This window comes from Paramesorhizobium leguminum (genome assembly GCF_003217235.1).
In the GTDB taxonomy this organism is placed as follows: Bacteria; Pseudomonadota; Alphaproteobacteria; order Rhizobiales; family Rhizobiaceae; genus Paramesorhizobium; species Paramesorhizobium leguminum.
This window is the reverse complement of the sequence record NZ_QJTF01000001.1, coordinates 204624-226533: the sequence shown is the minus strand read 5'-3', so window position 1 is coordinate 226533 and position 21910 is coordinate 204624. Positions and strand designations below refer to the sequence as shown.

The following is a 21910-nucleotide window of genomic DNA, read 5'->3' as shown; positions in this document are numbered from 1 at the left end:
AGATCCGCCCCTCTCCCAATTTGGCGGCGCTCTACGCTTGCGCCACGCGCCGGCTCTGATATCCGGCGAAGAGCGCTATCGCTGCGGCAAGCACGAGGGTGGCGGCGGCCAGAAGGCTTGCCGACCGGAACGAACCCGAGACGCTCGCCATATAGCCCGCCACCAGCGGACCGACGATCTGCCCTATGCCGAAGCAGGCCGTCATCGTCGCCATCGCCCGGCGGGGTGATAGCGGCGCAAGCGACCGCCCCGCTTGAAGCCCATAAGCGGTGATGACCATGAAGGTGCCCCCCAACAGAACTCCGGCCGCCAGCGGTCCCACCGGCAATGGCAGCATGACACTCACGGCCACGCCCGCCGCCTCAATGAAACAGGCGATGGCGAAGCCGGCGAACAGGCCGATGCTGCGAACGACGGACGATCCGAGCCAGATCGATATCGCCGCAGTCAGCCCGGTCGCCACCCAGACGGCGGCTTCCAGCCCCTGCCCGCCATGGCCGTTACGGACGATTGCGATCAGGAAGGTTGCCGTTATGACATAGCCGAAACCAAAAATGCCATAGGCCAGCGCAAGCGCCAGAAAGGCTGGCGAGCGCGGCAGCGGCGGCTCGCGCAATTGCGACCCATTGCGCAGCGGACCTTCCTTGATCAGCGGCACAACAGCCAGTAGCCCGCCGAATGAGAGCAGCCCCGCGCCGATCCATTCGGCGCGCCAGCCGAGATTAAGGTTTCCGATAAGCGCAACGAACAGCGCCGAAAACGCTATCCCAAAGCCGACGCCCCCGAAATGCCAGGCGTGCAGATCGTCCCGCTTCATCGCCGCCAGATGGCTGAATACGATGGTTGTGCACATGAGCATGGCGAAGGCGCTGGCGATGCCGGCGAGGAAGCGGACCGCCGCGAAGGCCCAGACGCTATCGGTCAGCCCCATGGCGAGGCAAAGCGCGGCGCTTGCGGCCAGCCCGCCGAAGACAACCAAGCGCTCGATGCCCGCCGCCCAGCCATAGCCGGCAACGACCGCCCCGATGAGATAGCCGACATAATTTGCCGAAGCGATGAAGCCTGCATCGGCGGGCGATATATTCAGCCCCGCCATCATGCCGGGAAGGATCGGCGTATAGATGAAACGTCCGATCCCCATGGCCACAGCCATGGTGACGAAACCGCCGAGAGCGAAACGGAAAGCGCTGTGCGAAGAGGTCTGCATGCGGCGCACAATAGAAGCGCGATGCATTGGCACAATTGAATTTATTTGATGGATTTATCGGATTTGCCGAAGGTTACTTTGCATCGTGAAAAATGATGCCGACCGTATGCCTGATGCCGGAACGAAGCCGGCTGACGCCATGGCGCATGTTGACCCGGTAGTCGCCTCGCGTTCCCGCCACCGGACGATTGTGCACGGCGAAGATCACGGCATCGCCCTGCCTGAGCGGCACCACCTCGGCCCGGCTCTGCATGCGCGGGCGCTGCTCGGTGAGCACGAATTCGCCGCCGGTGAAATCCCTCCCCGGCTCGGAAAGCAGGATCGCCACCTGCAGCGGAAACGCCAGATCGCCGTAAAGATCCTGATGCAGGCAATTGAAATCTCCGGGCACATATTGGAGGAGCAGCGGCGTCGGACGAAGCTGGCCCGCCTCGTGGCAGGCCTTTAGAAAATCCGCGTGTTGCGCGGGATAGCGCGTATCGTCGTTCAAGCGCTCGTTCCAGCGATTGGCTATGGGTGCCAAGCGCGGATAAAGCGCGGTGCGAAGACCGGCTATAATATCCGGCAATGGATATTTGAAGTAGCGATACTCGCCCTTGCCAAAACCATGCCGCGCCATGTGAACATGGCTGCGGAAATGCTCCTCATGGGGATAGAGTGCGGCGATTGCCCGGCATTCTTCGGGCGTGAGCAGCTTCTCGATGGCCGTCGAGCCATGTTGATCGAGGTCGGCGCCAAGCGATACCCAGTCATACCGGCTGATGCGCTTCTGCGCTACCGCGGAGGCGGGTTCATGAAATGGGGCGATAGCGGAATTCATCTTTTCATCCTCGGATGTTGATTTTTCCTGCTATCGCATCGGCTGATTATCGGCACTCCGATGCTTGCTTTCAAATCCGGTTTGGATGGTTATTCCTCAGGACGGATCATCCCCTCGCCCCTTACGCGGATGGTGGGGGCATCGTCGAGTTGCGGCTCGGTCTGGCTTGAGGAAAATGGCGGGCCCTCGGGCTGGGGCGGCTCCTGCGGGTTGGGAGCACCTCCTGCGGTCAGCACCTCGCGCATCAGCGCCTTGGCTTTTGCAACGAATGCATCGCGCATATCGGGCTCGGCCGGTTCCCCCATGCCGAACCCTTCATAGAGCGTAACCGCCACAAAGGTTTTGCCCCGACGGCGAAATTCCACCGTGTAGGCACCAACGCGACCGTCAGTACCGACGATCGCAGGTCTTATCCGGGTTTCAAAATCCTGCATTTCCGCCTGCCTCGCTTCGGAAAACGAAACTCGCCAAGCGGAAATTGGTTCCCCTAACCCACTCAGATCGGGCGCGGGTAATCGCGGTGGATAGCCGCGATTTCAGCCAGATCATCTGCCGTAAGAATAATATCGGCGGCGGCTATATCGGCCTTCAACTGATCGAGCGAGGTTGCGCCGATGATGACCGATGTCATGAATGGTCGCGACAGGCTGAAGGCAATGGCGAGGTCGGCGGGGTCAAGCCCGTGTTCGCGAGCGAGATCGACATAGCGCCTCACCGCCGGCTCGGAATGGCTGCTTTTGCGCCAGAAGCCATCCTTGGCAACAGTGGCGCGCGATCCCGCCGGGATTTTTCCATCCAGATATTTGCCGGTCAACACACCCGCCGCCAAGGTGGAATAGGCAAGCAGCCCGACATCTTCATGATGGCACAGCTCGGCCATGTCGAGATCGAAATGACGCTGCAGCAGGCCATATTCATTCTGAAGCGAGGCCATGCGCGGCAGGCCCTTCTGTTCGGCCAGTCGAAGCCACTGCATGGTGCCCCAGGCGGTCTCGTTGGAGAGGCCGACATGACGGATCTTACCTTCCTTCACCAGAGCACCGAGGCTTTCCAGCACCTCTTCCATCCGGGCGAGGACTTCCGCCCGGTCGGTCTGCGTCGGGTCATAATTCCAGGAATTGCCGAAATTATAATGCGGGCGCGCGGGCCAATGGATCTGATAGAGATCGATGTAATCGGTCTGGAGGCGCTTCAAGCTGCCTTCGAGGGCAATCCGCACGGTTTTGGCGTTCGGCGCGCTGCCGTCGCGAATCCAGTGCTGTCCGCCACCGCCGGCGATCTTGGTGGCGAGAACGATCTTGTCGCGCTTGCCCGGCCTCTTCAACCAATTGCCGATATAGGTTTCCGTCTTGCCGTAAGTCTCCGGGCCGATCGGTACGGCATAGGCTTCCGCCGTATCGATGAAATTGATGCCCGCATCGATGGCGTAATCGAGCTGCGCATGCGCCTCGGCTTCCGTGTTCTGCACACCCCAGGTCATGGTGCCCAGGCAGATTTCGGTGACATTGATGCCGGTACGGCCAAGCGGTTTCATTTTCATGAGATCATCCGGTTCGATATGGGGAAACTTTTACGGTAGGAAATTGAGCGGCGCACTTTAACGCGCTCTACGAAAGATGCGAGCCGCTCACGAAGATTTTTCGGAAGCCTTTGTATCGCCGCATGATCTTGTCCGAAAAGTCTGCAACTTTTCGGGATCATGCTTCAGAACGACGCGCCGCAATTTCGGCGCCGTGCTTCTTGCCCCAGTTCGCCAGCGGTTCGAGGGCGTTGTCGAGCGAGATGCCCAGTTCGGTTGCGGAATATTCCACTCGCGGCGGCATCTCGTGAAACACTTCCCTGCGGATCAGCCCGTCCGCTTCCATCTCGCGCAAATGCTGGATCAGCATTTTCTCACTGACATCAGGCACCAGCCGTTTCAACTCGCCGAACCGGCGCGGCTGCAGATGCAGCAGCCACAGCAGCAGCCCCTTCCATTTACCGGCAATCACCTCGAAGGCCGGCCCCAACCCGCAGCTCTCAGGCTTGACTTTCTTTCCCATGAAAACCCCAATTCTTACCTAAAGGTGGGTATCCTACATTATTGTAAGTACTTGATAAATATTCGATATTCGCCAATTTGCCAGAATGGAGCGGCGGCGATTAAGTCAAACACTTAAACGACCGCCCTTTCTTATCCCAGAGATTTTTCATGGAGTTAAAAAATGGAACCTGTGCTTTTCTACGGTGTGCCGCATGGCTGCTCCTTCGGGTCGATCGTGGCGCTGGAATGGCTCGGCCAGCCCTACCGCCTCGTGCGCATCGATATGCTTTCGAAGCCCGATAGCGATATATTTCGCCGCGTAACCCCGCTCGGAGCCACGCCGGCGCTTCTTCTTGATGATGGCGAGGCGCTGACGGAGAGCTTTGCGATCCTGCACAACATCGCCAAGCGCGATCTTGGCCGAAAGCTGGGCTTCGCGCAGGACACGCGGGAATTCGACCGGTTGAACCGGATGCTCTCCTTCCTGCATACGGATTTTCACTCGGCCTTCGTACTGGCCTGGAATGCCTACAAGCTTGCCGAAGATGATCCGAACCGGGAGGTTTTGCGGGCAATGGCGAGGGAGAAGGCGGCCCGCTGCTACCGCTATCTCCAGGAACTGATCTCCAGCCGCGAATGGCTCGTGGGCGAGGACAAGACCGTGGCGGACGCCTATTTCATCGGCATTGCCCGGTGGGGCGAGGACCTTGGCCTCTTCGATCTCAAGGCCGAGTATCCGCGCCTTCATGAATTCCAGCAGAAGCTGGAAGCGGACAAGGCCGTGATTTTCGCCCACGCCATCGAGGAAGGCTGGCCGGCGCAATCGAGCGGCGGGTTCCTGGGGCATATCGAACTCGACGCACTCAGCCCGCGTCTGGCGGCCTAGAGCTGCCCCTCACCCTTACCCTCTCCCCGTAAAGAACGGGGAGAGGGAGGCATAGACCTTGCCGCTCCGCCCTTCTCCCCGTTCCTTTACGGGGAGAAGGTGCCGGCAGGCGGATGAGGGGCATCCAGTCAGATCAGCATTTAATTTATGCAACCAGCCTGCCCATGGCCTCTGGTTGCGCGTAAGCCTTGCCGAAGCGGTTCGCCAGGAACGCATCAAGCGGGATTTCTTCCTGTTTGACGAAGCCCTTTTGCGGCAAATCGCCATTCGCCAGCATATCGAGCACCGCGCAGATGGCCGACGCAGTGGTGATCTGGATGGCGCTGCGTGTCATCATGCCGATGCGGCGGCTATAGATCTTGTTGGCATAGGTCTCCTGCATCAGGCGGCCGTTCCTGCGTCCGCTGACGGTGACGAAGACGATAACGACATCCTGCAACGTCGCAGGCAGCGCATTTTCCAGAATATCCTTCAGCACGTCGCGGCGATAACGCAAGCCCAGATCGTTGAGCAGCGCCTTCATGACCGCGGCGTGGCCTGGATAACGGATGGTGCGGTAATTAAGCGTGCGCACCCTGCCCTTCAGGGTCTCGCATAGGGTACCAAGGCCGCCGGAGGTGTTGAATGCCTCGTAGATCACGCCATCGAGCGAGAATTCCTCGCGCTCCTCAAGTGGCGGCACCTCAATCACTTCGCCCTCGACGATGGCCTCGCAGGGCTCGCAATATTCATTGATGACGCCGTCGGTGCTCCAGGTCAGGTTATAATTGAGCGCATTGGAGGGGTATTGCGGCAACGCGCCGACCCTCATCCGCACGCTATCGAGCGTATCGAAGCGCGAAGCCAGATCGTTGGCGACGATGGAGATGAAGCCCGGCGCCAGGCCGCATTGCGGGATGAAAGCAGTCGTAGCGGTGGCCGCCAGTTCCCTGACCCGGCGGGTGCTCGCCACATCTTCGGTCAGATCGAGATAATGGACGCCCGTTGCGGCAGCCGCTTCGGCGATGCGCGTAGTGAGATGAAAGGGGGCGGCGCTTAGAACGGCGAATTTACCCGCGAGAACCGCCTTCAGCGCGGTTTCATCTTCAATATCGACGCATTGCGTCCTGATCACGCCGGTCGCTTCCATCGTATCGAGGTGCTGCTGCGATCGGTCGACGACCGTGACGAGGTAATCGCCCGTATTCCCCAGGAGATCGGCGATGGCGGCTCCGATCTTTCCTGCGCCGACGACGACAATCTCTTTCTCTTTCATGACATTCCCCTTTGTGAAACTTGTAATGGCAGAAGATTCGCCGGTTTCGTCGTCGGATAGAAGCCTCTGTTATGACGAAATCACCCTGTCATTTTAGCGAAACGACGCCTATATATGGCATTATGACGACAGATGCCGATCACCAGCTTCTCGCCCTCCTGCGCGAGAACGCCCGCGCCTCGACAGCCGAACTCGCGCGCCGGCTTGGCGTGTCGCGCACGACCGTGCAAAGCCGCATTGAACGGCTGGAGCATCGCGGCGTCATCAAGGGCTATACGGTGCGGCTTGCCCCAGAGCACGAGCGCAATCTGGTCAAGGCGCATGTGCTGGTGACGGCGCTTCCGAAGCTCGCCCCAAGGGTGGAAAGCGCATTGCGCGGCATGATGGCGGTCCGGACGCTGCACTCCGTCAGCGGAAATTTCGACATGATCGTCATCATCGAAGCGCCGTCGATCCGGGAGCTGGATGTGGTGCTGGACGCCATCGGCGCGCTCGAAGGGGTGGAGCGGACGATGTCTTCGATTATTTTGTCGACGCGGATTGAGAGGTAGCGCTAAACTTGCCAAGGAAAGTCGCCATATCATATGATGCCTCGTAGTTTGACGCGAGACTCAAGATATGGCGAAGCAACAAGACAAGCGCCTCGGCAAGACGATCTCTGGCGGTATGCGCAATGGCATCCCGCTCCTGTCGCCATGCCCCGGCGTACCGCCTATTACGCTTGAGACAGTCAATACATTGCGCGATGAATTGCCCGGATGATTAAGGGAGCGCGTTTTTTTACGCACACTCCCCTATTCCTTAATTCAGCCCCAGTGTGCCCCTCAGCGTCGAGAGATCTTCCGCTAGCGTCGTTACCGGGCCGGCCAGCGCCTTGCGGTCGTCGTCGGTCAGCTTGTCATAAGTCTCGAAGCCGTCCGCCGTCCTGTATTTGGCGAGAATACCATCGACGGTGGCGAAATTGGCGTCCACCTTCTTGAGCAAATCCGGATTTTCCTTCCCGACCAGCGGCTTGAACAGCGTGACGATTTCCTGCGCGCCGTCGACATTGGCCTGGAAGTCCCAGAGATCGGTGTGGCTGTAGCGGTCCTCCTCGCCGGAAATCTTGCTGGCGGCGACTTCTTCCATCAGCGCCGCGGCGCCGCCCACCACCTTTTCCGGAGGGACGGTCAGATCCTTGACCCGCTTTTGCAGTTCCAGCACATCGGCATAGAGCTTGTCGGCAATGGGAGCCAGGCCCTCCGTCGAATTCTGGGCAAAGAGCCCATATTCCAGACGATGGAAACCGATGAAATCCGCCGATTTCTCCCCTGCCTCATGATCGTCGGCTCGGGAATCGATCGAGGCGTCGAGATCAGCGAACAATTCGGCGATCGGCTCCACCTTTTCATAAGGCATCCGCGAAGGCGCATAGAGCGCCTTGGCCTTTGCCAGATCGCCCGCCTTGACGGCGTCGGTGAAAGCCTTGGTGTCCTTGACCAGGAGATCCAGGTTCTGCTGGACATAGACCTTGTAGTCGGCGATCGGCTGGACCAGATCGAGCGGCGAGACCTCCGCGCGGGCGGGACTGAGGGCGGCGGTGAGCGCCAATATGGCGACTGATGCGAGCATATGTGGTTTCATGTGTGTCCTCTCCTTGAGTGTACTAAAAAAGAAACGCTGGCGGAACAGCGCGCGTGCCGGATAGGCTAGCGCCCTCCCTCCCCCTTGCGGGGAGGGTGACCCGAAGGGTCGGGTGGGGGTGGCGACGTTTGCGCAAGGTCGCCGGCAGATGCGCAAACGTCACCACCCCCATCCGCCCGCTAAGCGGGCACCTTCCCCGCAAGGGGGAAGGAGGGCGCTCACATAACTCATGCCGTCGCTTCCAGAAGCGTCCGACCAAGATAATCCTTCTCATCCTTCACACCAGGCAATGCGAAGAAGAAGCCGCCGCCGACGGGTTTGATATATTCCTCCAGCGGTTCGCCATCGAGCCGCTTCTGGACGGTGATGAAACCCTTTTCCAGATCGGCCTGGAAGGCGATGAACAAGAGACCCATCTCCAATTGGCCGGACTTGCTGATGCCGTTGGAATAGTTGAACGGGCGGCGCAGGATGAGGTGCTGTTCGGCGGTCTTGTCGCGTGGATTGGCAAGCCGGATATGCGCGTCGAGCGGCGTGACCTTGCCGTCTGGATCGGCGGCATAGTTGGGCACGTCGGCCTCCGTCTTGCCATCGAATGGCGCGCCGCTCTCCTTCCTGCGACCGAAGATCGTTTCCTGCTCCTGCAGCGGCGTGCGGTCCCAGCGCTCGACGAAATTGCGGATGATGCGAACCACCTGGTAGGTGCCGCCCGCCGCCCAGTCCGGCTCGCCGCTTCCCGGTTGCACCCAGACGACCCGGCTCATCAATGCGTTGTCGCCAGCGTCCGGATTGGCGGAGCCATCGCGGAAGCCCAGGAAATTACGCGCGCTTTCATCCGCCCGCTTAGGCGGCTGCACCGGCACGGTGCCCTCCTGCTTCCAGCGCAAGAGAAGCAGGCTCGGAGTGTTTTTCACTATATCGCGCAAAGCGTGAATATTGGTGTCGGGGGTGTTGGAACAGAACTGTATGAGGAGATCGCCGTGGCAAAGTTCCTTCTCCAGCGCGTCATTGGGAAACCGCTTCATGCGGGTGAGGCGCAATGGCTTCGCCGGCTTCAGGCCGAAACGATTATCGAACAGACTATCGCCCAGCGCCACCGTCACCGTCAGATTGTCGGGGATGATATCCGGCCCCAATATGCCGGAATCGGGCGGCGGAAACTTGGGATCGAGTTGCGACGCCTTGCCGCCCTGCATGAGGAAAGCGATGCGCTCGGTCAGCGTATGCAGCAATTTTTCCAATTCGCTCCGGTCACGCGCCAGCACATCGAATGATGCGATCATGCCTGCGGCCGGGCGCGGCGTGAGGATGCCGGGCTGATGCGGTCCATAGAAGGGCTGGCGTTCCTGCGTCTTGTCGCTTTCCGGGGCGTTGGTGACGGCGTCACCAGGAAGTTCCGAGGCGGCCAGCGCTTGAGCGGCGGCGGACGCGGCCTGCGGCATGAAGGGACAGCCGGCGGCGGCGATAGCGCCTACGCCCGCGCCTAGCAGCAGCCTGCGGCGGCCTGGAGAGATCGGCGCGTTTCGGTCATGCGATTTGTTATCTTCTTCCATCAATTCAGTCTCATCAATCCAGTCCAAGGGCGTCGCGCAGCTTGCCAAGATCGGCAGCAAGGGTCGCGGCTTCCTTCTTCAATTGCGCCTTGTCGGCTTCGTTAAGCTTGTCATAGGCGGTGAATCCCTCTCCTGCCCTCATCGTATTCATCGTCGCGTCGAGCGCCTTGAAATCCTTGTCGATCGCCGCGACCTGAACGCCATTTGCCTTCATCGCCACCGGGCGGATGAGATCGACAATCTCCCGCACGCCGGCGAGATTGGCCGCGAATGAATCGAGGTCGGTATGCGCATAACGGTCCTGCTCGTGGCCCGGCGCCTGCGTGGCGAAGCGGTTGATGAGCGAGGCCGAGCCGCCGATCATCTTTTGCGGCGGAATGCGCATGTCATGGATGCGGCCCTGCAGGCTCGCGACATCGGCGACGAGTTTGTCGGCGACGGGTGCCAGCCCTTGCGTGCTGTTTTGCGCAAAAAGCCCGTACTCGATGCGGTGGAGCCCGCCGAAGGCCGGATCGGCCTCATGCTTTTCGAAATAATCGGCGCGAGCATCGATTGCAGTGTCGAGGTCGGAGAAAACCTCCGACACCGGCGCGATGCGGGCATAAGCCGCGCGGGCGGGCTCATAAAGCCGCTTCGCCTCATCGAGATTGCCGGATTTGATGGCGGCGGCCAGATCACCCACGGCCTTGGCCAGATCGCCGGTTTGCGCTGCCAGATAGAGCTTGTATTCAGCCAGCGCGCCGATGAAGGCCATAAGCTGCGGACGGGCGCTATCTGCGGAACCTGCCGCCGATGGCGTGACGATCAGCTTGCCGCGCGGATTGCTGAGAAGGCCGCAGGTCATCTGGTATTCACCGGGCTCCAAGCGGGTGGTGAGCCTCTGGCTGAAGCCCGGCGCGATGTTCTCGCGCTCGTCCACCACCATCACGCCATCGAGAATTTCCCATTCGACCGCCCGTTCGGAACGATTGACGATCTCGAAGGTAGCGCGGCCAGCGGGCACGCTCAGCTCATTGGGGTTGCAGGACTTGTCCGTGATGGTGACACGCGCCGTATCGCCTGATGTCACGCGGCGTTCCTCGTTCGCCCGTTTCGACGCATAGTAGAAGGCGACACCGGCGCCGATGAGCAGCACCAGCGCCAGCCCCAGACCGGCGCGGATGATGAGTCGCGGCATGGGATCGATGGTCTTCTTTTCCGACATTTTCGCCTGACCTTTTATGAACCTTGGCCTACGCGCGCCGCTTTCGGCGCGCCGGAAGGCGGAGCCAGGAAGAAGACGAGCGCGGGGATGATGAACGCCACATAGGCCGTAAGTTCGCTCACCGTCGGCGTGTCGATATAGCCGAACATGCCTGACAGCAGCGAACCGAGCGGGCTATCGAGCGGCAGGAGATTGCTCATGTCGAAGACGACTGTTTGCAGATGATTCCATAGCCCCGCCTCATGCAGCGCCTTGACGGAATTGGCGAGGATGCCGGCGGCGACGAAGAGAATGAAAACGCCCGTCCAGCGGAAGAAGCGGCGCAGATTGAGTTTCAACCCGCCGATATAGATGCCATAGCCGATGGCGATGGCGGCGATGACGCCCAGAAGCGCGCCGAGCGGACCGGCCATGCCATCGCTCTGCTGGAAGGCGGCGAGCAGGAAGAAAACGGACTCCAATCCTTCACGCGCGACGGCGAAAAACACCATGAGAATCAGGCCCAGCCCCCTGTTGGTGGAGGTCTCAAAGGCGGCATCGATGGATTGGTGCAATTCGGCCTTGATGGAGCGGGCCGCCTTGCGCATCCAGAACACCATCGACGTCAACACGCCCACGGCGACAATGCCGATCACCGCCTCGAAAAGCTCTTGAGTCTTCTGCGGAAACTCCGCGCTCGCGAACTGCAAGGCGGCGCCTACGGCAAGTGACAGGGCAAGCGCCAGGAGAATGCCGATCCAGACGACCGGCATCCACGCGCCGCGCCCCGTCTGCCGCAAATAGCTCGCTATGATGCCGACGATCAGGGCAGCTTCCACGCCTTCACGCAGCATGATGAGAAAAGGTACGAACATTCGATCCAATCCAAGCCGTATTAGAGCGGCAGCGCGCCCTTTCATCTCGTGGCGCACAAAACCTTCGTTATTTTCTCATCTTTTAGCGAGGCCGGCTGTGCTTGCCAAGAAAATTGCGCGCGGTTTGTTCAAACCTAATGTGATCGGGAGTTTATCTAGATTTGATCGGGTCAAACAACATTTGGTACAGCTAATATAACCCGCCGATGCCTTCAGTATTGCCCGAAAGGTGACGGCAGCGGACCAGACCGCGCTGCACAAAAATTTTTCACCTGAAGGCTTGAAGATGACAAAACCCTTCGCCATATCAGGGCAGCTTGCAGGCGCGTCTCCTCCCATTGCGCGCGGCAAGTGTTCCCCTCTGGAGGTTTTGCCCATATGGGCACCTTCATAACTTGAAGCCGGGCTTTTCCAAGTCCGGCTTTTTTTTGCCTTGAAATTTCCCGATGCCGCAGTTTGCAGCCCTATTGCGCCGCAACACCCATTGCGCGAGAGCGATGATGACAAAAAGATGTCCGAAAACAGTGGCTTCTCAGCATTTCCTGCAAGGCAGCCATGCAAATTTGTCTCTGCACATTTTTGCGATGCGGGAATATATCTAGCTTCCAAGAAAACAAATAAATAAATCTAGGTGAGAGAAATGAACCTGATCCGCTCCTACAACAATTGGCGCCGTTACCGCGCCACCGTGAATGAACTGAGCCGCCTGTCGAACCGCGAGCTGAATGATCTCGGCATCCTCCCCGCCGAAATCCCCTACGTCGCCCGCAAGGCCGTCGCCCGCTAAGGCGCGCAAGGATGCGCGGCCTTGCGTCCAGGGTCGCGCTCATGATTTTCAGAGATATCGCCGGGGTCCCTCCTCCTCCCAGATCCCCGCGATAAAAGACCGGCTCCTCCTCCTCCCAAGCCGGTCTTTGCAAAATAGCACCCGCCGCACCTCCTCCCGCGGCGGGTGTTGTTTTTTGAGGTATCGCTATCCCCTTTCCGACATCGGGTCTCCGACGATTGGCGTGAACCCTCCATAGATCATGCGCTTGCCATCGAAGGGCATGCCGCCGTCGGGCATTTTCATGCCCGGATCTTCCATGACTTTCTTGTTGCCCTCATCGCGCACCGCGCGCGAGGGCCAGACAATCCAGGAAAAGCACACGATCTCATCCGGTTGACACTTCACCGCCATGGGAAACGAGGTGACTTCACCGTCCGGCACGTCATCGCCCCAGCATTCGACAACACTCAACGCGCCATGCTTCTTGAAGATTACCGCCGCGTCCTCAGCGAGCTTTCTAAAGGCCTCGCGGTTTGCCTTCGGTACCGCCAAAACAAAACCATCGATGTATGACATGATCTCTCCTTCTCCATGATGTTGCGGTTTGCGGCGCTGAAGTTAACGCTCATCCCGTGCTTCGCGAAGTAAAACCTCTGATGGAGTATGTTTTCGCCCGGCAGTCAGCTTGCGCAATTCTGCAGCCAGCTCATCGAAAGTCGCTGTCTTTTCCTCAATCGCCTGCCGCAGGGCTTCAATGCGCTTATCGAGAGACATCATAGCTTCAACTCTTGGCACCGTTTCGAACAATAGCATTATTGATTCCCACCAACAAAATTACCACCTTTCATTCAACTGAACCATTCAACGCCTGATGCGTTTGAATTATTGAAATACCAGTTTCGGAGGTGTGACATGCCCGCGAAATCACAAAGCCAGCAGGAAGCAGCCGCCGTTGCCCTTGCCGCCAAGCGCGGCGACAAAAAGGTGAGCGAGCTGAAAGGCGCGTCGAAGTCGATGTATGAATCAATGACGGAGAAAGAACTCGAGGAGTTCGCCTCAACCAAGCGCAAGGGCCTGCCTGACCACGTCAAACACTAGATCTGGAGCCTCAAGAGGTTGTCCCTTCGGTCCGGGTCGGGAAAGCTGAGGTTGTAGCGACAACCGCCATTTTATTCATCGGGCGCGGGGTTGCCGAAAAACCCGACTCAGCGCAGGGAACGACGCCGGGCGCATCGGAGGATGCGCCCGGCTTTTATCGTTGGGCGGTACGAGGTTCGCAAAAATAGCTTCGATCTATTTGCTTCGCTGCGACGCCAATGCATCTTGATATTAATTAATTTATATACCAAAATAATTTAAATTTAACTTCCAGTAGAATCAACTTCAAGAAGAGAGAATACATGGCTAGACTTGCAGGTACCCCGCGTGAAAAGTTTGTTGCTTTTACGCTGACTGTTCTGGCGCTGGTCGCAACGGCCGGAAGCGCGCTGGTGCTTACCGGCACGAAGCCGGCTCCGGCGCAAGCCGAGGGACCGAGCGCGCTTTCCGAAACGTTCGGGGACTGGATGGTCAATTGCCAGCCCGCAGCCGATACCAAAAAGCGCGTTTGCCAGATGACGCAGGAGCAAGTCGACGGCAAAACGGGGCAAAGGGTGCTGATGATCGCGCTGGGCGTCCCCGACACCAAGACCGGCGTCGCATCCTCCACGCTGGTGCTGCCCTTTGGGCTCGATTTTTCAAAGGGTATCGGGATCAAGGTCGACGACACGGATCTTGCCCGGGCCAATGTCAGCACATGCGTACCGCAAGGCTGCATCGCACCGCTTAGCTTCGATGGTAAAGCTTTGGCCGCACTGGCAAAAGGCAAGCAGGCCGTCATCAACATGACCGCGTTCAACGGCGGCAAGGATGTGACCGGCAATCTCTCGCTCAAGGGCTTTTCCGCCGCCTCGACGCGACTCGCAGCATTGGCGGCATCGTAAAATTAGTAAGATAGTGAACAGTAAACAGTGAGATAGATTTTGCTATCTCACTGTTTACTATTTCACTGTTCACTTTTTCGCTTCGTCTGGTCGTCCATCAACTCATACCACATGGCGTTGAGGACGGCGAAGGCCACTGCCAAAGGCAGTCCTAGAAGCCAGGAAAAATACCACATCGTTTGGTCTCCTATTTTTAAGGCAGTAGGGCAGTAAGGCAGTAGGGCAATATGTTGTTTGTCCTAAAACATACTGCCCTACTGCCCTACTCCCCTCAATACGAATGGCTGTTCTTATCCAGCACGCCCGCCTCGTCCACCTTGCCCCACAGCACATGGTAGACCCAGCTCGTATAGGCGAGGATCAGAGGCAGGAAGATTGCCGTGCACACCAGCATGATGAACAGCGTCACATGGCTGGAGGACGAATCCCACACAGTGAGGCTCGACTTCGGATCGATCGACGACGGCAGGATGAATGGAAACATCGAGACGCCCACCGAGGAAATGATGCCGAAAATGGCAAGTTTTCCGATGAGGAGCGGCAGGATTTCCGCCTTGCTGCGCAGCGCGAAGAAGACGCCGAGCGGACCGAGCACACCCAGCGCCGGCGCAATCATCAGCCAGGGATGAGCGGCGTAATTGACGAACCAGGCGCCATGCTCCGCCACGACCGTCTTCAACAGCGGATCGGACGGGCCGGAGGGATCGATCGGGCTGGTAATGCGGTAGCCGCCGATATGCGTCCATAGCACCGCGCCCGCCACGAGATAGAACAGGATGGTGAGAAGCGCGGCGATGCTACCGAAACGGCGCGCCCGCCCCGAGACAACGCCGCTCGTCTTCAGCGCCAGCCAGGCGCTGCCATGCATGGCGAGCATCATGACCGACAAGAGACCGCAGAGCAGCGCATAGGGATTGAGAAGGCCCAGGAACGAGCCTTCATAGATGATGCGCATATCCTCATCGAAGCGGAACGGAACGCCTTGCAGCACATTGCCGACGGCGACGCCGAAGATGAGCGCCGGCACGAAGCCGCCGATGAACAGCGCCCAGTCCCAGGTCGAGCGCCAGCCCTTATGCTCGCGCTTGCTGCGATATTTGAAGCCGACGGGACGCATGATCAGCGCTGCCAGGATCAGGAACATGGCGAGGTAGAAGCCGGAAAAGGACACCGCGTAGAGCGGCGGCCAGGCGGCGAAAATGGCGCCGCCGCCAAGGATGAGCCAGACCTGATTGCCTTCCCAGACCGGGCCGACCGTGTTGATGACGACGCGGCGTTCGACATCGCTCCGGCCCACGAAGGGCAGAAGCATGCCGACGCCGAGATCGAAACCATCCATGGCGGCGAAGCCGATGAGCAGCACACCCAAGAGAACCCACCAGATGAGGCGCAGGGTTCCATAGTCGATCAATTCACTGAGGATCATGATTTCTTACTCCGCCGCAACGAGATGGGGTGAAACGAGGATCGCTTCGGGATCGCGGTCAGGTTCCGGACCGTGCTTGATGGCCTTGATCATCAGGCCCATCTCGACGATGAAGAGCACGGTGTAGATGGCCACGAAGCCAGCGATGGTCGCCAGCACGCTTGCCGCGCCGAGATCGGAGACGGCGACCGCCGTCGGCAGGACGCCTTCGATGATCCAGGGCTGGCGGCCGAATTCCGCGACGAACCAGCCCGCCTCGATGGCGATCCAAGGCAGCGGGATGGCCCAGAGCGCGACGCGCAGCAGCCATGGATGACGGTCGAGCGAGCGGCGCGCCGAGAGGACGAAGAAGGTGCCCGTCAGCAGGATCAGGAACATGCCGATGCCCACCATGATGCGGAAAGACCAGAACAGCGGGAAGACCTGCGGCACCGTATCGTTGGCGGCCTTGGTGATCTCAGCCGGCGTCGCCTTGCCCGGATCGTCGACATAGCGCTTCAGAAGCAGCGCATAGCCGAGCCATTTTGAATTGTCCTCGAAGGCCGCGCGCGTCTCGGGCGAGACCTCGGTCTCCCTGCCTGCCGCGCGGATCTTCTGAAGCGCGTCATAGGCAACGATGCCTTTTACGATGTGTTCCCGCGCGGCCATTACCTGCTGGTTGATGCCGGGGATCTGGGTATCGAGCGAGCGGGTGCCGATCATGCCCATGACCCATGGGATATGCACGGCATAATGCGTTTCGCGCGCCTGCTGGTCGGGGAAGCCGAAGGCGGTGAAGGCGGCGGGGGCTGGCTCGGTGTTCCACATCGCCTCGATCGCCGCCAGCTTCATCTTCTGATGCTCGGTCGAGAGATAGCCGCTCTCGTCCCCCAGCACGACGACCGACAGCGAGGCGGCGAGGCCGAAGGAGGCGGCGACCGTCATCGAGCGCTTGGCGAGTTCGCTGTGTCGACCTTTCAGAAGATACCAGGACGAGACGCCCAGCACGAAGACCGATGCCGCGACATAGCCCGCCGAGACGGTATGGACGAATTTGGCCTGCGCGACGGGATTGGTCACCACGGCGAAGAAGTCGGTGATCTCCATGCGCATGGTCTGGGGATTGAATCTGGCTCCGACCGGGTTCTGCATCCAGCCATTGGCGATGAGGATCCAGAGCGCCGAGAAGTTGGAGCCGGCGGCGACGCAATAGGTGGCGACGAGATGGCCGACCTTGGAAAGCCTATCCCAGCCGAAGAAGAACAGGCCGACGAAGGTCGCCTCCAGGAAGAAGGCCATCAATCCTTCGATGGCGAGCGGCGCGCCGAAGATATCGCCGACATAGTGGCTGTAATAGCTCCAGTTCATGCCGAACTGGAATTCCATGACGATGCCGGTGGCGACGCCCATGACGAAGTTGATGCCGAAGAGCGAGCCCCAGAACTTGGTCATCTGGCGCCAGATCTTGCGCCCCGTCATGACATAGACGGTTTCCATGATCGCCAGCAGGACCGAGAGGCCGAGCGTCAGCGGCACGAAGAGGAAGTGATAAAGCGCCGTTATCGCAAATTGCAGGCGTGACAGCGTGACAATGTCGAATTCCATCGGGTTTTTCGCCGGGTCCGCCGGCGCTCCTTCTTAGTTTTTCGCAAGTCCGGACGGAAAACCGCTTCACACTTTTCCTGGACTTGCTTTGTGCGGTTCACTCCTCCCGCAAACTCGAAATCATGTGCCGGAAGGCCGGATCAGCCCTCCCGGCTATTGCGACAACCCTTCCCTTCTCCAGCATGACAATGCGATCGGCGCGCTCCGCCTCGCGCCGCTTGTGCGTGGCAATGACAAGCGCGCGGCCTTGCGCCTTGCGTTCCAGACGGGTCAGCACGTCCCGCGCGGTCGCCGCGTCCAGCCCCTCGGTCGGCTCATCGAGCAGCCAGAGCGGCGTGTCGCGCAGGAATAGCCGGGCGAGCGCCAGACGGCGGGACTGCCCCCCCGAAAGACCGAGGCCCCCCTCCCCCAAACGGGTGCCAAGGCCATGCGGGAGCGCCGTTATCGTCTCGCTAAGTCCCGCATCTTCCAGCGCCGCCCACAGAGCGCCATCGTCCGCGGCGGGATTGGCGAGCATGAGATTTGCCCGTACCGTGTCTTGGAAAAGCTCGGTGCGCTGGGTGATGAGTGTTGCCGGAAGCGCTTCGACAATGCCGGTTACGGGCGCGATTTCACCGGAGAGCAAACCAAGAAGCGTCGATTTTCCCGCTCCGCTTATACCCGCCAAGGCGAGCTTTTCGCCTTGACGAAGGTCAAGAAAGATATCGCGCAGCACGGGCTTGCCAGAGCCATGATGGCAGGCAGTAGCCGCGGCAAGGCGGCCGGCCGTGTGGGCTCCAAAATGCCCCTCACCCTTACCCTCTCCCCGCAGGCGGGGAGAGGGAGACATCAGCGTTTGCGCCTCTTTTTTCGTCCCCTGCACCTGGCAGCGAGGAGAAGCGGCTACGTTTATGTCCCCCTCGCCCCGTTTACGGGGAGAGGGTAAGGGTGAGGGGCAATTTGCGCGCTCATCCGCGCCAAGACGCGGCCCAAGCCTTTGCGCGGCCAGCGCGGTGCGGCCAAGCTCCATCGCGCCGCGCCGCAAGGCGGCGAAGGGCTCCATCGCGGCCATTGCCACGAGAAGGCCGAGAGCCGCGACTGGTGCGCCGATCATGCCTTTTTGTGCGAGCGCCGCCATGGCGATAAGCGTGCCGGCGAGTAGCAATGCACCGCCCAGGCCAAAGCCAAAGGCGACGCCCGCGTCGATCCGGTTGAGCCGGTCATCGGCTTCGGCAAGCTTATTGTCGGCATAGGCAATAGTTTCCGCCTTCGCGCCAAGGCGTCCAGTCAAGACAAGTTCCGTTTGGCCGGCGACGAGATCGATGGTGCGCGCACGCAGCGCTTCAACCGCCTTGGCGCGGCGGCGCATCGGCTTTTGCGCGATAATGGCCGCGATGATCGGAAGGCCAAGCCCCACCAGCAGAAGCGAGATAGCTATGGCAAGCCCCAGGAACGGCGACATAAAATAAAAGGTAAGGCCTGCCGCGATGGCCGTAACAAATGCGGCACCCGCCGGCACCAGAACCCGGAGATAGAGCGAATCCAGCGCGTCGATATCGGCGGTCAGGCGGAACAGGAGCCGTGCCGGGCGCATGAGGAGATCGTGCGCGGCGGCGGGCGCGGCCCAGGCGCGGAACAGCTTTTCCCTTAAAGACGCCAGCACGGCCAGCGTCGCATCATGGGTGACGAGTCGCTCGCCATAGCGCGCGCCGGTGCGGGCCAGCGCCAGGAAGCGGATGCCTGCGGCGGGCGCGAAGACATCGAAGGTGAACGCCGTTGCGGCGGATAACCCTGCTATAGCCGTGGCGGTGATGAACCAGCCGGACAATCCCAGCAGCGCGATGCCGGCCAGAACCGTGGTGGCGGCGAGGACCGCACCGCCAAGCATCATGCCGCGACGCTCACGGTAGAAAAGCGCCAGGATGGGGCGCAGATGACGCAAGGTGTGCATCGATCAGGCCCTTCCCGTATTCTCGAAATCGAGCCGGACGATCCGGTCCATGCGGGCTGCCAGCGCCTGGTCATGGGTGGCGACGATCAATGTCCGGCCTTGCGCCAGCGTCAGCAGGCTTTCGTTAACCTTCGCCGCCGTTTGCTCGTCCAGATGCGCGGTGGGTTCATCGGCCAGAATAATGGCGGCTTGCGTGTTGAAGGCCGCGCGGGCAATGGCCAGACGCAACGCCTCGCCACCGGAAAGGCCGATGCCGTTTTCTCCGAGCGATGCGCGGGCCTCAATGACATCGGTGAGCGCGGCCACTTCCAGCGCCGCCTGAACCTGCGCCTTGCTTCCCCCTCGCCCGAGCGTGACATTGGTTTCAACCGAGCCGGCGAAGACATGCGGCTTCTGCCCCACCCAGGCCATGCGCTCCCGCAACTCCGCCGCAGTGTCGGGAAGAAGCGGCACATTGCCTATCGTGAGGTGGCCTTCTTCAGCGGTGACAAGCCCCGCCATCAGCGCCAGCAGGCTCGACTTGCCGCAGCCGCTCGGGCCGAACAGGGCGATGTGCTCGCCGGGCGCGATGGAGAGGTTGAAGTCGTCGAAGAGCAAATTGTCACTGCCGGCATGGCGGAAGCGGAGGTTGGAAAGCTCAACAGCCAGTGGAGCATACCCCTCATCCAACCGCGCCGCGCCCTCCTTCCCCCTTGCGGGGAAGGTGCCCGCGGAGCGGGCGGATGGGGATGGCGACGGTTGCGCTCGATTCTGAACCACCCCCACCCCCGCCCTCCCCGCAAGGGGGATGGAGCGCGAAGCGTAGATCAACGGCGCGCCGTCCTCACCCAGCGCCTCGAGTGCCTTCATCGCCGCCTCGCCCGAGGCGCGGTCGTGCCAGACGGCGGAGAGATCGCGCAGGGGTTCGAAGAAGGCGGGCGCCAGGAGGAGAATGAAGAAGCCATCGGAAAGCGAAAGCTTGTCGCCCCATGCGCCGAAATCGAGCGACCCCAGGAGATGAAAGCCGATATAGACGGCGACCATGGCGACGCCCAAGGCGGAGAAGAGTTCCAAGACTGCCGACGAGAGAAAGGCTATGCGCAGGACGGCCATCGTGCGCTTGCGCAAGCCTTCCGCATTGTCGCGCAGGCGGCGGGCGGTCAGATCGACGGCGTCGAAAGCGCGGATGGTGGCGAGGCCGCGCAGGCGGTCGAGCAGGAAGCCGTTCATGCCGCCGAGTTCCGCCAGTTGCGCCTCGCTCGCCGCCTTCGCGCGCCAGCCGATGAGCGCCATGAAGACCGGGATGAGCGGCGCCGCAAGCAGCAGAACCAGCGCCGCCACCCAGGAGAACCACAGGACCGCCGCGAGGAAGACCAACGGCACCACCGTCACGCGCAGCCGCACCGGCTGAAAACGCGCCAGATAGGGAATGATCGCCTCCGCCTGTTCGGCGATGACGCTGGCAGCCATGCCCGATGCCGGGCGCCCGCTATCGAGCGGGGATCTGGAGCCGAGCGCGGCGACCGCGCGTTCACGCATAAGGCCAAGGGTTTGCCGCGCCGCCTTGAAGGCGATCCGGCTTCCGGCAGCATCGAGCGCGGCGCGCAGAATGCCGAAGCCGAAGACCGCGGCGGCGATCAAGATGATCCGCCGCATCGCGCCGTCATTCATGATGATGCCCAGCGCATAGGCGAGAAGCCCCGCTTGCGGCAGCCAGAGCAAGGCGGCAACGGCTTGTAGCGCCGCGCCCGCCCTGGGAGACGATTTTCGAGAGGTTGCTGTTTTGATGGAATCGCCAAGCGCACCCCCCTCTGCCCTGCCGGGCATCTCCCCCTCAAGGGGGGAGATTACGCCTTCATGAACGCTCGGCACCAATCGCAAATGTCGCAGAATGGATGCGGAGAGCCGTGTCAGCCGATCTCCCCCCTTGAGGGGGAGATGCCCGGCTGGGCAGAGGGGGGTACTGCCCAGCAAACGTTTCCAAGCAACAGTGGTCACTCGATTTCACCCTCATGCCTGCGCGACTTCCGTCCTTTGCCGAACGAGACAATCTTGTCCTTCGTCTCCAAGAGGCGCGTCACCTTCGCGCCAAGCGCCAGCAGGGTCGCCAGCCGGTCAGTTTCAAGCTTTTTCACGTCGTCGTACCAATTGGTCAGCTGTTCGATGAGGCCGTACATGTCGGACATGCGGCTTTGCGCATATTGCTCGGTCTCGCTGGCGGGACGCTGCATCAGGATTTCGCGCAGCACGGTCATGGTGGGGTCGATTTCACGCTTCTTGCGCTCCTCCGCCAACGTGCGCAGGATCTGCCAGACATCGTCAGGCGTGGTGAAGAAATCGCGCCGGTCATCCGGCAAGTGCTTGAGCAGGACGAGATTCCAGCCCTGCAATTCGCGCAGGCCCATCGACACGTTGGAGCGCGAAACGCCCAGCGCCTCGACGATCTGGTCGGCGCAAAGCGGCTCCGGCGAGACGTAGAGCAGCGCATAGATCTGCCCGACCGTGCGGTTGATGCCCCAACGGCTGCCCATTTCACCGAAATGCAGCACAAAGGACTGAACGATGGGAAGAAGCTCCATAACACTCTCTTCTGAATTTTCAGTAATTTCTGAAATTACAGTACGTGTGAATTTTTCCCGGATCAAGCGGATTGCGAAAAGGTCGGGGTGGGTTGCGGCGCCACGCCGCATGGGGGATGATTCCGCAGCCGGACGGACACGCCGCTGCGATCCCCTTCTCCTGGACTTTTCTAGTATTTTAGAGCCGGGAGATATCGCCGTCGCGACGTTGCTGACAAATCACGGGTGTTCACGAT

At 60.5% G+C, this 21910-nt stretch carries 24 protein-coding genes; 6 read left to right on the top strand and 18 right to left on the bottom strand.

Annotated features, from left to right (window positions below):
• Window positions 1-31 precede the first annotated feature (31 nt).
• From C7477_RS01105 to C7477_RS01085, 5 genes are all read right to left on the bottom strand, one after another.
• The gene (locus C7477_RS01105) at window positions 32-1207 is read right to left on the bottom strand and encodes a YbfB/YjiJ family MFS transporter (protein WP_110748118.1); all 1176 of its coding nucleotides are present in this window, start codon (window positions 1205-1207) and stop codon (window positions 32-34) included.
• Between the two features lie 73 nt (window positions 1208-1280).
• The gene (locus C7477_RS01100) at window positions 1281-2027 is read right to left on the bottom strand and encodes a 2OG-Fe(II) oxygenase (RefSeq protein WP_110747859.1); all 747 of its coding nucleotides are present in this window, start codon (window positions 2025-2027) and stop codon (window positions 1281-1283) included.
• 89 nt (window positions 2028-2116) lie between these two features.
• Window positions 2117-2461 (bottom strand): hypothetical protein, encoded by a 345-nt coding sequence (locus C7477_RS01095; protein WP_110747856.1) that lies wholly within the window; start codon window positions 2459-2461, stop codon window positions 2117-2119.
• A gap of 62 nt (window positions 2462-2523) precedes the next feature.
• Window positions 2524-3567, bottom strand: coding sequence for an aldo/keto reductase (locus tag C7477_RS01090; protein WP_110747853.1), 1044 nt, complete (start codon window positions 3565-3567; stop codon window positions 2524-2526).
• 157 nt (window positions 3568-3724) lie between these two features.
• Entirely contained in the window at window positions 3725-4069 is a 345-nt protein-coding gene (locus C7477_RS01085) for a winged helix-turn-helix transcriptional regulator (RefSeq protein ID WP_110747850.1), read from the bottom strand.
• A 162-nt stretch (window positions 4070-4231) separates the two neighbouring features.
• On the opposite strand from C7477_RS01085, the gene C7477_RS01080 reads away from it, so the two are divergent.
• A complete protein-coding gene (locus tag C7477_RS01080) occupies window positions 4232-4936 on the top strand; it encodes a glutathione S-transferase family protein (RefSeq protein WP_110747846.1) in 705 nt (234 codons plus the stop codon).
• Window positions 4937-5081: 145 nt separating this feature from the next.
• On the opposite strand, the gene C7477_RS01075 is transcribed toward C7477_RS01080, so the two are convergent.
• Entirely contained in the window at window positions 5082-6191 is a 1110-nt protein-coding gene (locus tag C7477_RS01075; RefSeq protein WP_110747843.1) for a saccharopine dehydrogenase family protein, read from the bottom strand.
• A gap of 122 nt (window positions 6192-6313) precedes the next feature.
• Between C7477_RS01075 and C7477_RS01070 the strand changes: the two genes are divergently transcribed.
• Together C7477_RS01070 and C7477_RS18850 are read left to right on the top strand one after the other, a co-directional pair.
• A complete protein-coding gene (locus tag C7477_RS01070) occupies window positions 6314-6742 on the top strand; it encodes an Lrp/AsnC family transcriptional regulator (protein ID WP_110747840.1) in 429 nt (142 codons plus the stop codon).
• A 67-nt stretch (window positions 6743-6809) separates the two neighbouring features.
• Window positions 6810-6953 carry a hypothetical protein gene (locus tag C7477_RS18850; protein ID WP_181418307.1) on the top strand — a complete coding sequence of 48 codons (144 nt, stop codon included), beginning with the start codon at window positions 6810-6812 and terminating at the stop codon, window positions 6951-6953.
• A 39-nt stretch (window positions 6954-6992) separates the two neighbouring features.
• On the opposite strand, the gene efeO (C7477_RS01065) is transcribed toward C7477_RS18850, so the two are convergent.
• The 4 genes from efeO (C7477_RS01065) to efeU all read right to left on the bottom strand — a co-directional run bounded on the left by efeO (C7477_RS01065) (window position 6993) and on the right by efeU (window position 11425).
• Window positions 6993-7814, bottom strand: coding sequence for an iron uptake system protein EfeO (gene efeO, locus C7477_RS01065; RefSeq protein ID WP_110747837.1), 822 nt, complete (start codon window positions 7812-7814; stop codon window positions 6993-6995).
• Between the two features lie 227 nt (window positions 7815-8041).
• Window positions 8042-9367, bottom strand: coding sequence for an iron uptake transporter deferrochelatase/peroxidase subunit (efeB, locus tag C7477_RS01060; protein WP_110747834.1), 1326 nt, complete (start codon window positions 9365-9367; stop codon window positions 8042-8044).
• Between the two features lie 13 nt (window positions 9368-9380).
• Complete coding sequence (efeO, locus tag C7477_RS01055) at window positions 9381-10571, bottom strand: iron uptake system protein EfeO (RefSeq protein ID WP_110747831.1); 1191 nt, start codon at window positions 10569-10571, stop codon at window positions 9381-9383.
• Window positions 10572-10585: 14 nt separating this feature from the next.
• Window positions 10586-11425: an iron uptake transporter permease EfeU gene (gene efeU, locus C7477_RS01050; protein ID WP_110747828.1), complete on the bottom strand. Its 840-nt coding sequence runs from the start codon at window positions 11423-11425 to the stop codon at window positions 10586-10588.
• Between the two features lie 640 nt (window positions 11426-12065).
• Here efeU and C7477_RS01045 point away from each other — a divergent pair.
• Complete coding sequence (locus tag C7477_RS01045) at window positions 12066-12212, top strand: DUF1127 domain-containing protein (protein WP_110747825.1); 147 nt, start codon at window positions 12066-12068, stop codon at window positions 12210-12212.
• Window positions 12213-12398: 186 nt separating this feature from the next.
• Here C7477_RS01045 and C7477_RS01040 read toward each other — a convergent pair whose 3' ends face one another.
• Together C7477_RS01040 and C7477_RS01035 are read right to left on the bottom strand one after the other, a co-directional pair.
• Complete coding sequence (locus C7477_RS01040) at window positions 12399-12770, bottom strand: DUF1428 domain-containing protein (RefSeq protein ID WP_110747822.1); 372 nt, start codon at window positions 12768-12770, stop codon at window positions 12399-12401.
• A gap of 42 nt (window positions 12771-12812) precedes the next feature.
• The gene (locus C7477_RS01035) at window positions 12813-13007 is read right to left on the bottom strand and encodes a hypothetical protein (protein ID WP_110747819.1); all 195 of its coding nucleotides are present in this window, start codon (window positions 13005-13007) and stop codon (window positions 12813-12815) included.
• Between the two features lie 99 nt (window positions 13008-13106).
• Between C7477_RS01035 and C7477_RS01030 the strand changes: the two genes are divergently transcribed.
• On the top strand, window positions 13107-13292 hold the full coding sequence (locus tag C7477_RS01030) for a DUF3008 family protein (protein WP_110747816.1): 186 nt from the start codon (window positions 13107-13109) through the stop codon (window positions 13290-13292).
• A 302-nt stretch (window positions 13293-13594) separates the two neighbouring features.
• Entirely contained in the window at window positions 13595-14176 is a 582-nt protein-coding gene (locus tag C7477_RS01025; RefSeq protein WP_110747813.1) for an invasion associated locus B family protein, read from the top strand.
• Window positions 14177-14238: 62 nt separating this feature from the next.
• On the opposite strand, the gene cydX is transcribed toward C7477_RS01025, so the two are convergent.
• The 6 genes from cydX to C7477_RS00990 form a co-directional block, all read right to left on the bottom strand.
• Complete coding sequence (gene cydX, locus C7477_RS01020; protein WP_110747810.1) at window positions 14239-14352, bottom strand: cytochrome bd-I oxidase subunit CydX; 114 nt, start codon at window positions 14350-14352, stop codon at window positions 14239-14241.
• A 95-nt stretch (window positions 14353-14447) separates the two neighbouring features.
• Window positions 14448-15602: a cytochrome d ubiquinol oxidase subunit II gene (gene cydB, locus C7477_RS01015; protein ID WP_110747807.1), complete on the bottom strand. Its 1155-nt coding sequence runs from the start codon at window positions 15600-15602 to the stop codon at window positions 14448-14450.
• A 6-nt stretch (window positions 15603-15608) separates the two neighbouring features.
• On the bottom strand, window positions 15609-17186 hold the full coding sequence (locus C7477_RS01010; protein ID WP_110747803.1) for a cytochrome ubiquinol oxidase subunit I: 1578 nt from the start codon (window positions 17184-17186) through the stop codon (window positions 15609-15611).
• A 97-nt stretch (window positions 17187-17283) separates the two neighbouring features.
• Window positions 17284-19116 carry an amino acid ABC transporter ATP-binding/permease protein gene (locus tag C7477_RS01005; RefSeq protein WP_110747800.1) on the bottom strand — a complete coding sequence of 611 codons (1833 nt, stop codon included), beginning with the start codon at window positions 19114-19116 and terminating at the stop codon, window positions 17284-17286.
• Between the two features lie 3 nt (window positions 19117-19119).
• The gene (gene cydD / locus C7477_RS01000) at window positions 19120-20922 is read right to left on the bottom strand and encodes a thiol reductant ABC exporter subunit CydD (RefSeq protein WP_110747798.1); all 1803 of its coding nucleotides are present in this window, start codon (window positions 20920-20922) and stop codon (window positions 19120-19122) included.
• A 167-nt stretch (window positions 20923-21089) separates the two neighbouring features.
• A complete protein-coding gene (locus tag C7477_RS00990) occupies window positions 21090-21674 on the bottom strand; it encodes a GbsR/MarR family transcriptional regulator (protein ID WP_110747794.1) in 585 nt (194 codons plus the stop codon).
• Window positions 21675-21910 lie beyond the last annotated feature (236 nt).

Bases quoted from the DNA above. Each gene is read 5' to 3' on its own strand.
- cydX (WP_110747810.1), bottom strand. From the start codon at position 14,352: ATGTGGTATTTTTCCTGGCTTCTAGGACTGCCTTTGGCAGTGGCCTTC.
- C7477_RS01030 (WP_110747816.1), top strand. From the start codon at position 13,107: ATGCCCGCGAAATCACAAAGCCAGCAGGAAGCAGCCGCCGTTGCCCTT.
- C7477_RS00990 (WP_110747794.1), bottom strand. From the start codon at position 21,674: ATGGAGCTTCTTCCCATCGTTCAGTCCTTTGTGCTGCATTTCGGTGAA.
- C7477_RS01040 (WP_110747822.1), bottom strand. From the start codon at position 12,770: ATGTCATACATCGATGGTTTTGTTTTGGCGGTACCGAAGGCAAACCGC.
- C7477_RS01005 (WP_110747800.1), bottom strand. From the start codon at position 19,116: ATGCACACCTTGCGTCATCTGCGCCCCATCCTGGCGCTTTTCTACCGT.
- C7477_RS01105 (WP_110748118.1), bottom strand. From the start codon at position 1,207: ATGCAGACCTCTTCGCACAGCGCTTTCCGTTTCGCTCTCGGCGGTTTC.
- C7477_RS01080 (WP_110747846.1), top strand. From the start codon at position 4,232: ATGGAACCTGTGCTTTTCTACGGTGTGCCGCATGGCTGCTCCTTCGGG.
- efeU (WP_110747828.1), bottom strand. From the start codon at position 11,425: ATGTTCGTACCTTTTCTCATCATGCTGCGTGAAGGCGTGGAAGCTGCC.
- C7477_RS01025 (WP_110747813.1), top strand. From the start codon at position 13,595: ATGGCTAGACTTGCAGGTACCCCGCGTGAAAAGTTTGTTGCTTTTACG.
- efeO (WP_110747837.1), bottom strand. From the start codon at position 7,814: ATGAAACCACATATGCTCGCATCAGTCGCCATATTGGCGCTCACCGCC.
- C7477_RS18850 (WP_181418307.1), top strand. From the start codon at position 6,810: ATGGCGAAGCAACAAGACAAGCGCCTCGGCAAGACGATCTCTGGCGGT.
- C7477_RS01070 (WP_110747840.1), top strand. From the start codon at position 6,314: ATGACGACAGATGCCGATCACCAGCTTCTCGCCCTCCTGCGCGAGAAC.
- C7477_RS01075 (WP_110747843.1), bottom strand. From the start codon at position 6,191: ATGAAAGAGAAAGAGATTGTCGTCGTCGGCGCAGGAAAGATCGGAGCC.
- cydD (WP_110747798.1), bottom strand. From the start codon at position 20,922: ATGCCCGGCAGGGCAGAGGGGGGTGCGCTTGGCGATTCCATCAAAACA.
- C7477_RS01035 (WP_110747819.1), bottom strand. From the start codon at position 13,007: ATGCTATTGTTCGAAACGGTGCCAAGAGTTGAAGCTATGATGTCTCTC.
- C7477_RS01010 (WP_110747803.1), bottom strand. From the start codon at position 17,186: ATGGAATTCGACATTGTCACGCTGTCACGCCTGCAATTTGCGATAACG.
- C7477_RS01090 (WP_110747853.1), bottom strand. From the start codon at position 3,567: ATGAAAATGAAACCGCTTGGCCGTACCGGCATCAATGTCACCGAAATC.
- C7477_RS01100 (WP_110747859.1), bottom strand. From the start codon at position 2,027: ATGAATTCCGCTATCGCCCCATTTCATGAACCCGCCTCCGCGGTAGCG.
- efeB (WP_110747834.1), bottom strand. From the start codon at position 9,367: ATGGAAGAAGATAACAAATCGCATGACCGAAACGCGCCGATCTCTCCA.
- C7477_RS01045 (WP_110747825.1), top strand. From the start codon at position 12,066: ATGAACCTGATCCGCTCCTACAACAATTGGCGCCGTTACCGCGCCACC.
- C7477_RS01085 (WP_110747850.1), bottom strand. From the start codon at position 4,069: ATGGGAAAGAAAGTCAAGCCTGAGAGCTGCGGGTTGGGGCCGGCCTTC.
- efeO (WP_110747831.1), bottom strand. From the start codon at position 10,571: ATGTCGGAAAAGAAGACCATCGATCCCATGCCGCGACTCATCATCCGC.
- cydB (WP_110747807.1), bottom strand. From the start codon at position 15,602: ATGATCCTCAGTGAATTGATCGACTATGGAACCCTGCGCCTCATCTGG.
- C7477_RS01095 (WP_110747856.1), bottom strand. From the start codon at position 2,461: ATGCAGGATTTTGAAACCCGGATAAGACCTGCGATCGTCGGTACTGAC.